Genomic DNA, 15572 nt, shown 5'->3' with positions numbered 1-15572 from the left:
ATGACGTCAGGATTGCTGGTTACGGGTTTTGGGGCGTTCCGAGACATCGATGAAAACCCGAGCGCCTGGCTGGCAGAGCGCATGGGGGGCACCGTTCTGGCGGTGGGCTATGCGGATGTGGACGCCTTTTTGGATGGGCTCGACCCGGACACGTTTGATGCGTGGCTCATGATCGGCGTCCACGGGGCAGCGCAGCGGATGCACCTTGAAACCGTGGCTAAAAATTCGTGCGGGCCGGGCGAGGATGTCCATGGGGTGATTGCCGGGCCGGGCCGAATCGACCCCTTGCACCCCCCGCAGCTTGCCGGGACGATGTTCGACAAATCATTTGAATCGGATCGTGCCGTCTTGACCGTTGATGCCGGGGGATACTTGTGCAACTACCTTTTTTTCCGAGGTTTGTCGCGGTTCCCGGAGAAGAGGATCGGATTTTTGCACGTGCCGCGCCCAGAGGTGATGGATTTGGAAGCGCAGCTTAATGAAGTTCGCCGGATCGTGGCGAGCCTTTAGCCGTTCACGCTATCGAGAAATCGCTTGGCATTGGCAAAACTGGCGGGGACTCCGGTCATGGGATCAGTGTCGCCTTCGTATTCCAGGTTGACCCAGCCGGAGAATCCAACGTTTTTGAGGGCGGCGAGCGAGGCGGCAAGATCCACCGTGCCTTCGCCGATCACGGTTCCGGCGTATTCCGCTCCGTCGATGCCTTTGTAATGCCCGCCGGGCTGGGCCACAAAGTCTTTGAAATGGCACATATAGGCGTTGGCCGCGACTTCGGCAACCCCTTCGTGCCCTGGCTGGTTGACCAGCAAGAAGTTGCCGGTGTCGGGGTTTGCCCCTAAGGCATTGTGACCCGTGCGGGTGCGGACTTGCGCGATGATGTCATTGATCTGATCCCCGCGCCCGGCGAGCTTGCCGTGGTTTTCCAGAGCCAGTTTGATGCCTTGGGAATTGGCGTAATCGGCCGCGGCACACAGCCCGTCGACAATCCAGAGGAAGGCCTGATCCAGGCTGACGGACGGGTCGTTGTAGACATCGCCGGCAAAGACGCGGACGACCTCTGCCCCGTAGTGGAGGGCTTCGTCCACCCCGCGTTCAATAATTTTCAGTGCGTTGTCTCGGGCGGCTGGATCAGCTTGGGCAAAGTTGTTGCCGACGCTGAACACACCACAGACGAGACCGGTTGACCGGAGTGATTTGAGGGCGGTTTGGCGTTCTGGGGCCCAATCTTCGGACGTGTAGAAGAAGTCCAGGAGCTCGACCCCGGGTGCTCCCAGGTCGGCGGCCGTGTGGATGAACGATTCGAGGTTGAGCTTGCCGGCGCGGACGGCCGCGACGTAGCTGTACATAGAAATGCCGAGTTTCATCATCGGATGGTGCCTGCGGGGTCTTGGATTGCAGATTGGGAATCCCTGCCTGCCGAATCGGCGGCGGCCAGGATCGGGGAAGCGAAAAACGCCATGAGGAGCGAGGCGAGCGCGCACACCGCGCCCGTTAGTTTCAGGCCTCCATTAAGGGGTGCGAATTCGGTTTGGAGGGCCGGTTCGTCGTCCACAAACGCGGCCTTTGCAATCTGCCAGTAGTAGAAGGCACTGATGGCACTGTTCACGGCCAGGGCGATGGCCAGCGGGGCGAGCCCGGCGCTGAGGGCGGCATTGAAAATCGCCCACTTGCCAAAGAATCCGGCCGTCGGCGGAACCCCGACTAGCGAGATCAGGCAGATGAAGAGAACCCCGGCAGCATAGGGCGATTTACGCCACATGCCGTTGAGGTCTTGGGTTCGGGTGCCTTCTTTGCCGTGGTGGGCCGTCAACGAGACCATGGCGAATGCCCCAATGGTCATGGCGGCATAAGCCACCAGGTAGAAAACCACACTGGAAAGGCTGACAGAATCGGGGTTTTTGGCGTGGGCGAGGACGCCGACCAGGATGTATCCGGCATGGGCCACGCTGGAATAACCGAGGGCCCTTTTGGCATCCTTTTGGACGAGAGCGACCAGGTTGCCGACGGTCATGGTGAGGATGGCGATGGCGCTAACGGCCGGGAACCAGAGCGGTTGCAAACCCTCGGCGGCGAGTAGAACGCGGACGATCGCCCCGAATGCGGCCGCCTTGCTGACCACGCTCATAAAGGCCGTGACGTTGGTCGGGGCCCCTTGGTAAACGTCGGGAGTCCATTGATGGAACGGGACGAGGGCGGCTTTGAACCCGAGTCCGACCAGGATGAGACCGAGGCCGAAAAAGGCCATGGTCTGCCCGGTGCCAGAAGCGATGCGGAACCCTTCCAGGTCGATGCGGCCGGATGCCCCGTAGATGAAAGCGATACCGAATAGCAAGAATGCCGAGGCAAACGCGCCGAGAAGGAAGTATTTGAGGGCGCTTTCTTCGGACCGGTCATCCCCCCTGGCCATGCCGGAAAGGACGTAGAGCGAGATGGAGAGCACTTCCAAACCCACAAACAGCATCAAGAGGTTTTGGGTTGTGACCATCATCATGGCGCCGGAGAGTGACCACAGTGCCAGCGGATAGAATTCGCCATAGGCGATGCGCCGCTGCCGGAGATAGCCTTCGCTAAAGAGGAAGCTAAGGGCAGCTGCCCCGATCAAGACGAGTTCCAGCAGGGTCCCAAATTGGTCGCGGTAGACCATGCCGGTGAATGTGGACTTGGGCGTTGCCCCGAGGTGCCCCAGGCTGGCGGCGAACGCCGCGGCCAACCCCAGCAGCGAAACGCCGACGATGGCGTTATTGTTCTGCTTGGGCCGGAGCATTTCGATCCCGAGCGCAACCAGCCCGGTGCCGATCACGACGAGGACGGGCAAAACGAGGAGCCAATCGATATGCGGGACTTGGTTCATAGGCAGGTGGCCCCTTGGGCGCCGAGGATATCTTGGAGCGCGCGGTCGGTGAGCAGGATGTCGGCATCCGAGCTATTGGCGGCGAGGGCGCCCGAGCGCAGTCCGCGCACTTGGGTTGGAGTCCAGCTCGAACGGGCATCCCATGCGAAGATTGCGGCCGGCAGGTCGCTGACAAAGTCGATGTACGGTTCGTCCTCCCCGGCGATGAGCACCATGTTGGCCGGGGCCGGGTTGGCCGAAGAGAGGAGAGCCCGGTCGCGTTCCAGCAGGAACCCGCCGTATTGCATTGGGGTGCTGGCGGAGGGGTAGGCGCCTTCGATCACGTAACACACCCCATCCGCCCCACCGTGGATGGCATCGTTGATTTGGATTTGGGATGCCATGACGAGTCCGTCGAGCTCAGTATTGCCAGATTCTGGATCTGATTCCAGCAGGTCGAAGATCTGTTGGTTCCGGATCCGCGCCCGGGTGAGTGGGGAGTGGACGATTGCCAGGATGACGGCATCGGGGTTGTTCCGGCGCGCGTCCGCAAGCCGGTCGACGGGGACGGCCAAAATGTCTGTGCCGACTTCAGGAATCCGGTCGGGTTCTCCGCCTTGGATGGCGGCCAGGGTTCGGTCGCGGGCGGTCATTTTTGTGAATAGAAGTCGGCAGGCGCGACGATCTGGTATCCGTTTGCTTCGTCGATGTCGCCATCGGGCGTGCGCCCGTTGACGGTGACGAGATTTCCTTGAGCATCGACTTCATGGGCTTGGTCGGCCCAATCCGGCCGCTCCCCGGGTTTGTTGAGGGCCATCATCCGCACGGCGCCGATGCTGCGCTCCATCGGTTTCAAAAAGGTGTTGGGGTAGAGGCCGCCCCAAAAGATGAAGATGATGAAGATGCCAACGAGCCCGACTTCCCACGGTTTGAGGTCTTTGAGACGAGCTAGGTTGGGGTTGAGAGGGCCGTAGAACACTTGCCGGAACATGTGCAGCAGGTAGGCGGCGGCAAGGATGACCCCCGTCCCGGCCAAAAGCGGGAACGCCATGCCCAGGCCGAATTGGCCCTGGACAGCCGCCATGAACCCGCCATAGAGGGCCAAGAACTCTCCGACGAACCCGTTCATGCCGGGAAGCCCGACGCTGGAGAGCATGACGATAAGGAACAGCGCGCTGAATACCGGCATTTGCGCTTTGAGCCCGCCGTAGTCTTTGAAAGCGCGGGTGTGCGTCCGCTCGTAAATGAGCCCGATAAGCAAGAAGAGGGCCCCGGTGCTGATACCGTGGTTGAGTTGTTGGTAGGCGCCGCCAATCATGCCCGCTTGGTTGAGGCTGAAGATGCCGAAAACGACAAACCCCATGTGGGCCACGGAGCTATAGGCAACCAGTTTTTTAACATCAGGTTGGACAGCGGCCACTGCAGCCCCATAGATGATGCCGATGACGCTGAGGGCCATGAGCGGCCACACGGCGGCTTGGGCGGCTTCGGGGAAGAACGGCAACGAGAACCGCAGAAGTCCGTACGTCCCCATTTTCAGCAGAACCCCGGCCAAGATCACAGAGCCGGCAGTGGGTGCTTCGGTGTGGGCATCGGGCAACCAGGTGTGGAACGGGAACATCGGGCATTTGACCAACAGGGCCACCGTCATCGCCCAAAAAAGAATCATTTGGAGGTTGCCGGTGCCTTGCCAGAATTCCCCGCTGGCCACCAACGACTGGATGGCCGTGATATCGAAGCTCATGGTGCCGGTGAGGGCTTCGTGGCGTTTGGCCAAGGCGATCATGCCGAGGAGCATGAAAATCGACGCAGCAAACGTGTAGAGGAAAAACTTGATGGCCGCATAGTTGCGGTTGCTGCCGCCCCAGATGAAGATCATCACGGCCATGGGGATGAGCGTGAGTTCAAAGAACGAATAGAACAGGATCATGTCCATGCTCACGAACACGCCAAGCATGGCGGCCTCCAGCAGGAGCATCATCGCAAAGTAGATGCGCGGCCGTTTGTCGATATAGAAGCTGAAAACCGTTGCCAACAGGGTCAGCAGTGTGGTGAGCATGAACAGCCAGATGCTGATGCCGTCGATGCCGACTTTGTATTGGATCCCCCAGGCCGGGATCCAGGGTGCGGATTCCACGAGTTGGAAGTGGAACGTCCCAGAGTGGAAGAGGTTGAGGAGGCCCAGGGAACTGAGGAATGCCGAGCCAGTGAACAAGACGGTAAGCCATTTGATGGCTTTGTCGAACCGCTCGGGCACCAAGAGGAGCAAGACCATCCCGATGAGCGGGATGAGGATGGTGAGTGTGATCGGGCCCATTAGCGGGCACCCCCGTTAAGGTTGACCATGGCGTAGACGAAGTAGACGATGAGGGCGGCAACCCCCACTGTCATCACGGTGGCATACCCCCGGACATATCCGGTTTGGAGGCGGCCGACCATTCTGCCGATCCCAGAGGAGATGTAGCCAGTGGCATTGACTATCCCGTCGACCAGGTAGCGATCAACGCCCCATGTGGCTTTGGCCAGGGCGTCGCCGCCGCGGATCGAACCCTGGGTGAGGGCGTTGTCGATTCCAAAATGTTTGGCGGCGGCTTTGCGCCAGCCTTTCCACTTGGCCGTGTCCATGCCGTCGTCTTCGGGGAGTTTTTTGCCATAGATGAGCCATCCGCCGGCGACGCCGACGGCGAATGCGGCCGTCGCCATCCAAAAGATCGGCCTCTGGAGGGTTTCGGTGACGAACGCACCGATGGACTCGATATGTTCGTGGTGGTCGACGACGACCCCTCCACTGTGGAGCCATTCGGCGAGGTTCACGCCGAAGAAGAGCCATCCGCCACCGACGATGCTGAGGACAGCGAGCACGGCCAGCGGGATCCACATGGATGGCGGAACCTCGTGGGGCTCGTGGTTTTCGTCGAGTTCGTGGTGGTGGTCGTGCGGGGTTGCGGCTTCAATGGCGGCGAGTTCCACATCATCGTAGTAGAAGTCATGGACATCCGGCCCGTGGTGGTGGTCTTGGTGGTGATCTTGATGGTGGCCGTCATGCCCGTGGTGGCTGTCGTGACCATGGCCGCCGTGGGCGGGGATCAACCTCCACCGTTCGCTTCCGCTGAAAAAGGTCATGTAGGTCATGCGCGACATGTAGAGGGCGGTGAGGATGGCGACGAAGAGGGCAACCCCGAAAACGACCGTCCCGACGGGCACCCCGCCCATGTTCAGGTGGGAGTTGAACGAGCTGAGGAGGATCTCTTCTTTGGAAAATGCCCCGCTCATGAACGGGAGCCCGGCGATGGCAAGCCACCCAACGAGCATGGTCGCCCCGGTGATGGGCAGGTACTTGAGTAGTTTCCCGTAGTTTCGCATGTCTTGGTTGTGGGCCATGGCGTGGATTACCGCCCCGGAACCAAGGAACAGCAGAGCTTTGAAAAAGGCATGGGTCGCGACATGGAACAAGCCGACCCAATACGCGCCGACTCCGCAGGCGATGAACATATAGCCGAGCTGCGAAACTGTTGAATAGGCGAGGACTTTTTTGATGTCGGTTTGGCCGAAGGCGATGACCGCCCCGAGGAGCGCCGTGATGGCCCCCGTGATCGCCACAACGGCCCCTGCAGTTGGGGAAAGGGCGAAGAACGGGCTCATCCGGTTGAGCAAGAACACCCCGGAGGTGACCATTGTTGCGGCGTGGATCAATGCCGAAACCGGGGTTGGGCCGGCCATGGCGTCGGGCAACCAGATGTAGAGCGGGAACTGCGCCGATTTGCCCATCGCACCGATGAAAAGCAAGATGCAGGCGGCCGTTAGGAACGCGGGGTCGAATCCGGAAGCCAACGCCTGCGCATTCGGCAAAAGCACGTCGTAACTGAGCCAGCGCGGGTCGCCGCCAAGCGGCCCCAGCGTTTGCGAGGCCATCAAGGCAAGTGTGAACATCCCGAGGGTCAGACCCCAGTCGCCAACACGGTTGACGATGAACGCTTTGTTGCTGGCAAAGCTGTTGGCTTTATCCTTGTACCAAAAGCCGATCAGCAGGTAAGAGCAGACGCCGACGCCTTCCCAACCCACAAACAACAGGGCCAGGTTGTTGCCAAGCACCAGGATGAGCATGGCGGCAACAAACAGGTTGAGGTAGGTGAAAAACCGGGGGAAGTCTGGCTCTTCGGCCATGTATCCAGTGGCGTAAAGGTGAATAAGCGACCCGATGCCGGTGATAATGAGCACCATGGTCATGCTCAGGGGGTCAACCCGGACTTCGAACGGGATGCTGAGGTTGCCGACGGTGATCCATTGGAAGAGGGTGAGGATGTGAACCCGCGATTCTTCTGGCGATTTGACCAAGGCCGCCGTGATCTGGGCACCGAGGGCGAAGGCGGCGGCGATCGGCAACACGGCGATGGCGCCCATCACTTTGCGCCCAATTTTGGGGCCGAGGTTGTCGATGATGATCTTGCCGGTGAAGGCTTGGATGAGGAACCCGAAGACGGGCAGGGCGAGCACCCACCAGACCGATTTATAGACTTCTTGATCCATTTTCTCCGGTTAACCTCGCATTGAGTTCATTTCGTCGACGTCCACTTGGTTGCGATAGCGGAAGATGGCCATGATGATGCCGAGCCCGACGGCGACTTCGGCTGCGGCGATGGCCATGACGATCATGACCATCGCTTGTCCGGACATCGCGCTTTTGGCGGGATCCAAACCCGCGATTGCCGGGTTGGGGTAGGCGGCAAAGGCAAGGAAGCTGAGATTGACGGCGTTGAGCATGAGCTCGATGCACATGAAAACGACGACGGGGTTCTTGCGGATGAGTACGCCGAGCGCTCCGAGGGCGAACATGGCCAGGCTGAGCCCGAGGAATGCGCCGAGCGGGATTTCGCTGTGGACGTCGGCCAGGGGGAGGTAATTCACCATAGATTAGAACTTCCTCTTGGCCAGCAAGATCGACCCGACCACCCCGATCAAGAGGAGGATCGAGATGACTTCGAACGGGAACACATAGGTTGTGAAGAAGGCATTGCCGATGGCTTGCGGCGTTCCGTAAGAGCGGTCGAAATCGAGGCCGTAAAGCGACTGGGTCGGTCGGATGACGAAGTTGTAGATGAGGGCGACGGTGGTTGCGGTGCCGATCAAGCCAAAAGCAAACCGGGGGTCGCGCCACAAAACGACGTCCTCGCCATCTTGGCCGGGTTGCGACTTAAGGATCATGATCACGAAGAGGAACAGGACCATGATGGCCCCGGCGTACACCATGATCTGGGTGATCCCGAGCATTTGGCTGCCGAGCATGAAATAGACCAGCCCGAGAGTGAAGAAATTGACGACGAGGGCAAGCGCGGCTCGCACCGGGCTTTTGAGGAACACCACTCCGGCGGCCCCCAGGAGCGCGGTGAGGGCGAGCACGATGAATGCAGCCTGATTGAGCGTCACGCCTGCACCCCTCCTCGATTGTTCTCGTTGTGTCTGTCCATCATGTCGTTCCCCGTTTCGCGTTCCCAGCCGCCGGGGATGGCTTTGAGGCTAGGGCGCCTCCGCAGGGTTGGGTTCGGGGGCCATAGCGGCCGCGCGGGCCGGTTGGGCCTTGACCAGGGTGACCGTGCGCTTGGGCAAGGCCGCCTGGGCTTTTTTGGTGCCGATGAGGTTGAGGTAGAGGATGTAGCCTAGGACGATCGCGGCGATGGCGGCCGCCCACCCCCCGGCGGTTCCGTACATCTCGGTGCCGATGATCCAGAGGCCGACGACGATGAAATTGGCGACCCCCAGCGGTAAAAGGGTTTTCCATCCCAGGCTCATGAGCTGGTCATATCGGAGCCTTGGCAAGGTGGCGCGCAACCAGATGAAGAAGGTGATGCCGCCAAAGCACTTGGCCAGGAACACCGTTGGCGCGAGCCAATAGTTGGCCCCGGCCATTGCGTTCCATAACCCGGCCATGCCAAACACGTTATTGGTGGCCAGGTACCCCCAGTTAATGGGGGCAATGTTGTAGCCCCCAAGGAACAGGGCGCTGAACACCCCGCCGAACACAAACATCGCGGCATATTCCCCCATAAAGAAGACCGCGAACTTCATGGAGCTGTATTCCGTGTGGTAACCGGCGATGAGTTCGTTTTCCGCTTCGGGCAGGTCAAAGGGGGCGCGGTTGGTTTCCGCAATGATGGCGATCATAAAGATGACGGCAGCGATGAACCCAAAGGGCGTGAAGATGTACCAGTTTTGGAGCCAGGGGACCGCGCCCCACAGTTCTTGTTCTTGCGCCTTGACGACTTCGGTGAGCTTCATGCTGCCGGTTGCCAAGACGATCCCCGCGACGGCCATGGCCATGGCCAGTTCGTAGCTGATGAGTTGGGCCGATGCGCGGAGCCCCCCCATGAGCGAATACTTGTTGTTGCTGGCGTATCCGGCCAAGACGATCCCGTAGGCGCCGAGCGACGAGATCGCCAAGACGTACAGCACGCCGATTTCGACATCGGCGATAGGGGTCAGCAGGCCGTAGAGCCCGTGGCTGGGCCCCCAGGGCAAGGTTGCCGCAATCGTGAAGGCGGGGAACAGCGCCAGTGCCGGGGCAATGAAATAGATTTTCCGGTCGATGGCGGTGGGGGTGATGTCTTCTTTGAAAAACAGCTTCACGCCGTCCAACAGCGGTTGGATGAGCCCAAACGTCCGAACCTGCTTTCCGGCAAGACCCTTGATGGGGAAATTGTCTCTAAAGGTGATCGTGCCCGACCGGTTGGGCCCAATGCGATCCTGCATCCAGCTCAAGAGTCGCCGCTCCCACCAGATCAACGGAGGGACGAGGCCAAGGATGGCAACGATAACGAAAAGGACGCGGATCAGCCCCAATAGCAGGGGGTTGTTCTCATTCAGCCAATAGAACCACTCGGCGACCACGTGAGCCTCACTTTACCCCTCCCGGCTAAGCGGGTTTGGGGAAGCTCCCGGCGAATGCCTTGGCGTCGAACGGCTTGGCCGCAGGTGGGAGCAAGAACCCGGTTGCCGGGAGTCTGCCGTATTCGGCCCCGGCGAATTCTGGATGCCCGATGGCGATCTGGCCCATGATCTCGGCGGGGTTGAAGGGTGGGGTGCCTGGCTGGATCCTGAGGGAAAGTTCTGTGAAAATCCGCCACGGGGCTTTGGTTTCGCCAGGTGCGGCGATGGCCTGTTTCATCCTTTGGATCCGCGATTCAGCGGAGGTGTAGGTCCCATCCTGTTCGGCGGGCAGAGCCATCGGGAGGATGTGGGTGGCATAGGCGGCGCTTGAGCCGGGAACGGCGCAGATGAGAATGAGGTTCTCGACTGCTTCCAGCGCTTTGACGGCGAGTTCGGGGAACGGGCAATCGTCGATGGGGTCGAAATCGAGGAGCACGAGCGTTTTGATTTTGCCTTGAGCGCAGTTCTCCAGGATCGACTTGGTGTTGTGGTCGTCGGATGCCGGGACGAGGCCGAGGCGGGCTGCCCCTTCGGAGTTGCACTCAAGACCCATGTAATTGAAGCTATGGCCAAGGGAACCTGCCGTCCCCGTTAAAATGGTGAGCGCCTCCACGCCAGGATTGGTAGTCGGCAAGGTGTGGGTTGTCAGGATCGTCACTTTGCCTTTCAGGGCTTCGGCGGCGGCCCGGACGTCGGATTCATTCAAACCAGATTTGGTGCACGACTTAGCAAAATCGACATCCTTTGCGGCTTCGACACCCATCGCCGAGGCCAAGGCGGCGGCGGCGTAGTTTTCGGTGCCGGGGTTGTAGCGCAGCACAACATGGGCGAACGAGTCGGCATCTGTGGGGCCGTGGTGAGCCACGACGACTTTCATGCCGCGCTGGAACCAGCCTTTGCGGATACGCAGGAACGACATGGGCTGCTCATCGGCGGGAGATGTGCCGAACACCAAGACGGAGTCCTGGCGTTCCAATTCCGCGATGGGAGCGGGTGCGGGAGCCCCGAACCGGTTGGCCGGCCGGGCTGATGCATCCATGTAATCGCCGGTGGACCGTGAATCCACATTGGTCGACCCGATGAGGTCGAACAGCTTTTTGGCGGCAAAGAGGCCTTCGTTCGAGACTTTTTGGCTTGCCAGCAGGGCGGCCGAATTGCCGGCCCCCTCCAAGAGCGAGGCGACCGATTGGTTGATTTCCCCCCACGTTGCCAACCGGAACCCATCGCCATCGCGCATGTTCGGGGCCATGACCCGAGTCGGGTTATTGTAGAAATCATGGCCGAATTTGCACCGGTCGGCCGTCCACTCCTCGTTGACCTCCTCGTTGGTGCGCCCGTTGATCCGGACGAATTTGCCTGCCCGGTGGTCGAACCAGACGTTTGTGCCGCAGGGCGTAACCGTGCAGATTCCCGGTGCGGTTTCCAAATCCCAGGGTCGTGCCCGAAACCGGTAGTGGGAACTGGTGAGTGCGCCGACGGGACAGATTTCGATGACGTTCCCGCTAAATTTGGATTCAAAATCGGTGAGTTGGAACGTGGAGGGTTGCATTTCCGCCCCACGGAACCGGAATGCGAGCTGGGCGTCGCCGCTGATCTCTTCAGTGAACCGCACGCACCGGCCGCACTGGATGCAGCGTTCAAGATCTAGGGTGACGTATTGGCTGAGGGGGAACGCCTTTGGGGCGTGCCGCTTGATTTCAAGGAACCGCGATGTCGATGGCCCATAGGCGATCGTGTTGTTTTGGAGGGGGCATTCCCCGCCCCGGTCGCAGATCGGGCAATCCAGCGGGTGGTTGACGAGCAGGAATTCAAGGACGCCTTTGCGGTCTTTGTGGACTTGGGCGGTGTCGGTGTAGACCACCATGTTGTCGCTGGCGGGCAAGGTGCAGGCGGCCTGCGGCTTGGGCATTTTCCGCACAGACCCGTCGGCCTGCTTGAATCCGACTTCCACCAGGCACATCCGGCACATCCCGACGGGCTTCATCCGGGGGTGGTAGCAGAAAATGGGGACTTCGAGGCCGAGGCGTTTGACGCTTTCGACGATGAGTTCTCCGTTCGGCACCTGGATTTCGACATCGTTGATGGTGACGGTGACGAGGTTTTCTTGTGCGACGGTGGCCATGGCGGACTGTGCTCGGGGTTTTCGCCCTTGGCGGCGTGTGTACCCTAATTTGTCTGGTTTGGGGGTTCGGACTCCCCAGAGGGGGATGCCGTGGGGGAATTACCGGATTTGATTAACCTTTCTCGTCCCCCTTTGCAACGGGGCGGTTCCCCAGTTAATATAGAAGTCGATCCCATCCCTAATTTGGGGAGGGGAGGATTTTGTGATGGTTGGTTGCACTCTGCGTCGGTTGCCTTCGGTGTTGTCGGTTCTTGCTTTGGCCGCACTCGGCTTCTCCCGGGCTCAATTCGTTTCTGTCGATGTCCGTGTTCAGTTAAAACCGGGCACGGACGTCGTGTCGTCGGCTACTGCCCTTGCGGCGGGGCGGGGGAAAGTCGTCTCCGTTTCTGGCAACGGCTTTGTTCTGCGGCTGGATTCGCCGGATCATTTGGAGGGTCAGCTTGAGGCGATTTCTGCTCGCAAAAGCGTGGCCAAGGCCGAACCGCTGGCCCCCCGCCTCCCGGGGGAAGGCATCTTGCACCGCCCCCTCGGCGAAGCAAAGCAAATCGTTGAGGAGTACCGCGAGGCGTATATTGAATGGGCCGAAGCCACGGGCCAGGAGCTCGAAAGCGAAGAAGGGGAAGGCATGTTCGAAGTCCCCGGGCTCGACTACCTGGAAGCCTATCTCCAATGGAAGCACGACCGCGCTTATCCCAACGATGAAATCGACTATTCGGGCTACACGGAAATCGCCGACCGTCGAACCTATTCCTCGGCCTTGACCCGGGAGCCTCAGGGCACACGGGTCAAAGAGGCATGGAACTTCAACCCGAGCTTTGGCCTTTCGGGCAAGAATTCGGGCGGCGGCCCAACTGAAGATTATGCGGGGATGTGGGAGTTCATGGGCCCGCGCGACCTGGCGGCCCCTTACCGGATCTACTTTGGGTTGAGCCCGGTCAACGGTCGGGCGAACGCGGTGGCCTTCAATCCGCTCGACCCGCAAACGTTTTACATCGGCGGCTCCAATGGCGGGGTTTGGAAAACCACCGATGGCGGCGTAAATTGGTCGACAACATCGGATGGCTGGCCCCTGATGGGTGTCAGTTCCTTGGCGGTGCATCCGAACAACCCAGACATCGTGCTTGCCGGGACGGGCGACTTTTATGGCGGAGATGTGACGGGGATCGGTGTGATGCGCAGCACGGATGCCGGAGCGACGTGGGTCCGGACGGGTTTGAACATGGGTTCATCCTACATCCCGGGCTTGGCCTTTGACCCCGACACGCCAAACGTGGTTTTGGCGGTGGCCGGGCGCACGGGCGGTGCAACGCGCGGCGTCTACCGCTCAACGGATTCTGGCCAAAACTGGACTGAGGTCGTCACGACCGATCAGGATTGGAGCTATGTCGATTTCGGCGCGTTGCGGGGCGACGGAACCCGTACGGTTTGGGCCGTTGCCGGGGGTACGGCGACGATTGTTAAGTCCAACGACCACGGAGCGACTTGGACAAGCGTCACCTCGCCGGTTTCGGGCAGCGTCAATCCGCTGCACATTGCGGCTTCCAAGATCAACCCGGATACCGCCTATCTGCTTTCGACCACCAACCGGAAGATCTACAAAACGATTGATGCGGGGGCAACCTGGACCGATGTGACGGCCGGATTCCCCAACGGCACCGGTGGAACATCCACCTATAACTGGAGCCAAGGTTGGTACGACTACTACATCAAAACGTCTTCCGTGAACGGCCAAGACATGGTCTTTGTCGGGCTGATCGACGTGGTGCTTTCGGTCAACGGCGGTTCGACTTGGCGCAACATCGGCGGCAGCAACTACACGGCGGCTTACACCAACACGGCGATTGTCCACCAAGACAACCACAACTGCGCGGTCGACCCGACCAATCCGAACCATGCGGTGATCACAACGGACGGGGGGGCGTTTGATTTTGTCTATAACCCGGCTAGCGACACGTATTCGTGGATCCGGCTGAACAAGAACTTGGGGATCACCCAGTTCTACACCTTGGCCACCCACCCGACCAACGGCGACTACGCCATGGGCGGGACTCAAGACAACTCATCGCCCCACTCATTTGGCAACCTCCTGCAATGGGGCAACCCCGGGGCGGGTGACGGGGCCGGTTGCGGGATCAACCAGACGAACCCGAACATCCAATACCATTCCAGCCAATTCCACGGGTTGGAGCGCACGACCAACGCCTGGGCGAGCTCTTCCAGCTTTGCGCCGAGTTTTGGCAGCGATAGTGTCCCGTTCATCGGCGACCTGTGGCTGGATCCCAACGACCAAACCAACGTCTACATCAACACCAACTACCTGTGGCGTTACAAAGAAGGCACGGGGACTTGGTCGGCCCGGTTGGGCGGCACCGCCCTTTCGACTTCTGGCCAGATCCGCGCGGTCGGCATCGCCCCCGGGGATTCGAACATCATCTACACGGGTGCCAGCGACGGCGACCTCTACATGAGCCGCAACTTCGGGGCGTCTTGGACGAGGTTGGACAACCTGATCGGATTCACTAACCGCTCCATTTTGGACATCTCGGTGAACCCGAACAACAAAAACGACATCTTGGTTGCGGTTGGCGGTTCCGGCCCCCACCTGTACCGGATCACCGGCACGGACACCCCCACCCCGACGTTGACCGACGTCAGCGGCAGCGGGGCGACGGGCCTGCCCAACCTGGCGGCGAACTCCATCGCGCGGGATCCGTGGCAACCTGAAACGCGCTGGTACATCGCGACCGACGTCGGGGTTTTCACAACGGCGAACTCGGGCGGGTCTTATACCGACATGACCCGCCCGCTTGGGCTGCCCAACACCCAAGTGAGCCGGCTCAAGGCCAACGCGGCGACCGGATACCTGACGGCGGCGACGTTTGGCCGGGGCATGTGGCGGATCAAGTTGGTTCCTGCGGTTGTCACCGGTGTTTCCGTTAGCCCGACTTCGGTCATGGGCGGCGATGGCGGTTCTGTCACGGTGACGATCGACCGACCGGCCCCGGCAGGCGGCGTGACTGTGCCGCTGGCTTCGGGTTCGCCGAAACTCCACGTGCCGGCAACGGTGTTCATTCCGGCTGGGCAAAGTTCGGCGCAGGTGGCCTACACCACCGATGAGGTGGCTGTGGACGAAAACGCCTTGGTCACGGCTTCCATGGGGGCTTCGGCTTCGGCGACTGTCACCATCAAGGCCACGACGGACTTTGCCGCGACCGCATTCAACTTGCTGAATGCGACAAACATCTCGGGCGGTTTGCCGGAGATCCTGAACTCGGATGACATCCGGCAGACCTGGCAAATCGACCGGATCGACCGCCAAGCCTCCAAGGCGGTCTATGAGACGGTGATTGGGGTTGTCAACCCCTCCAAGGTCAGGATCGAAATCGAAGGGTCGTCCAGCTTGTCTGGGGTTTCCTATGCGGTCTACGTGCCGGGCGTCACGACGTCCAAAACTAATCTGCTGGGAACCGGGACTCTCGGGGCTACCGACGGCGTGATCCAGATCGACCTCAACAACCCCTCGATCTATGTCGGGCCCAGTGGCCAGCTTCAAGTGATCCTGGTCGTCAGCGGCCCGCCGGCCACCCAGTTCACAACCCGGGTCGACCGGGTGCGGTTCCGGGTCCTGCCCTAAGCGGGATTGGGCCGGGGCGTCTGCCCCGGCCCAATCCGGACCATAAAGTACACTTTGGTCGTGGG

General features: G+C 60.5%; 11 protein-coding genes. 2 read left to right on the top strand and 9 right to left on the bottom strand.

Annotated elements, in window-relative coordinates; genetic code table 11:
- Positions 1-510, top strand: coding sequence for a hypothetical protein (locus JNM28_01710; protein MBL8067141.1), 510 nt, complete (start codon positions 1-3; stop codon positions 508-510).
- Here the strand turns inward: JNM28_01710 and JNM28_01705 are convergent.
- From JNM28_01705 to nuoG, 9 genes are all read right to left on the bottom strand, one after another.
- On the bottom strand, positions 507-1364 hold the full coding sequence (locus tag JNM28_01705) for a sugar phosphate isomerase/epimerase (GenBank protein ID MBL8067140.1): 858 nt from the start codon (positions 1362-1364) through the stop codon (positions 507-509). The two genes, JNM28_01710 and JNM28_01705, sit on opposite strands and share 4 nt — an antisense overlap.
- Positions 1364-2851 (bottom strand): NADH-quinone oxidoreductase subunit N, encoded by a 1488-nt coding sequence (locus tag JNM28_01700; protein ID MBL8067139.1) that lies wholly within the window; start codon positions 2849-2851, stop codon positions 1364-1366. Before JNM28_01700 ends, JNM28_01705 begins: the two co-directional genes overlap by 1 nt.
- The gene (locus JNM28_01695; protein ID MBL8067138.1) at positions 2848-3483 is read right to left on the bottom strand and encodes a hypothetical protein; all 636 of its coding nucleotides are present in this window, start codon (positions 3481-3483) and stop codon (positions 2848-2850) included. The genes JNM28_01700 and JNM28_01695 overlap by 4 nt, the downstream gene beginning before the upstream one ends.
- Positions 3480-5147: an NADH-quinone oxidoreductase subunit M gene (locus JNM28_01690; protein ID MBL8067137.1), complete on the bottom strand. Its 1668-nt coding sequence runs from the start codon at positions 5145-5147 to the stop codon at positions 3480-3482. Before JNM28_01690 ends, JNM28_01695 begins: the two co-directional genes overlap by 4 nt.
- Complete coding sequence (nuoL, locus tag JNM28_01685; protein ID MBL8067136.1) at positions 5147-7357, bottom strand: NADH-quinone oxidoreductase subunit L; 2211 nt, start codon at positions 7355-7357, stop codon at positions 5147-5149. Before nuoL ends, JNM28_01690 begins: the two co-directional genes overlap by 1 nt.
- A gap of 9 nt (positions 7358-7366) precedes the next feature.
- Positions 7367-7738 carry an NADH-quinone oxidoreductase subunit NuoK gene (nuoK, locus tag JNM28_01680; protein ID MBL8067135.1) on the bottom strand — a complete coding sequence of 124 codons (372 nt, stop codon included), beginning with the start codon at positions 7736-7738 and terminating at the stop codon, positions 7367-7369.
- Between the two features lie 3 nt (positions 7739-7741).
- On the bottom strand, positions 7742-8254 hold the full coding sequence (locus JNM28_01675) for an NADH-quinone oxidoreductase subunit J (protein ID MBL8067134.1): 513 nt from the start codon (positions 8252-8254) through the stop codon (positions 7742-7744).
- A 90-nt stretch (positions 8255-8344) separates the two neighbouring features.
- Complete coding sequence (locus JNM28_01670) at positions 8345-9688, bottom strand: NADH-quinone oxidoreductase subunit H (GenBank protein ID MBL8067133.1); 1344 nt, start codon at positions 9686-9688, stop codon at positions 8345-8347.
- A gap of 49 nt (positions 9689-9737) precedes the next feature.
- A complete protein-coding gene (nuoG, locus tag JNM28_01665; protein MBL8067132.1) occupies positions 9738-11873 on the bottom strand; it encodes an NADH-quinone oxidoreductase subunit NuoG in 2136 nt (711 codons plus the stop codon).
- Between the two features lie 205 nt (positions 11874-12078).
- Here nuoG and JNM28_01660 point away from each other — a divergent pair, with 205 nt between their 5' ends.
- Positions 12079-15507, top strand: a complete 3429-nt coding sequence (locus tag JNM28_01660; protein MBL8067131.1) for a hypothetical protein — start codon at positions 12079-12081, stop codon at positions 15505-15507.
- The last annotated feature ends 65 nt before the right edge of the window (positions 15508-15572 follow it).

Source organism: Armatimonadota bacterium, assembly GCA_016789105.1.
Lineage (GTDB): Bacteria > Armatimonadota > Fimbriimonadia > Fimbriimonadales > Fimbriimonadaceae > UphvI-Ar2.
The sequence above is the reverse complement of the archived record's forward strand: the minus strand, read 5'-3'. Positions and strand labels throughout refer to the sequence as shown.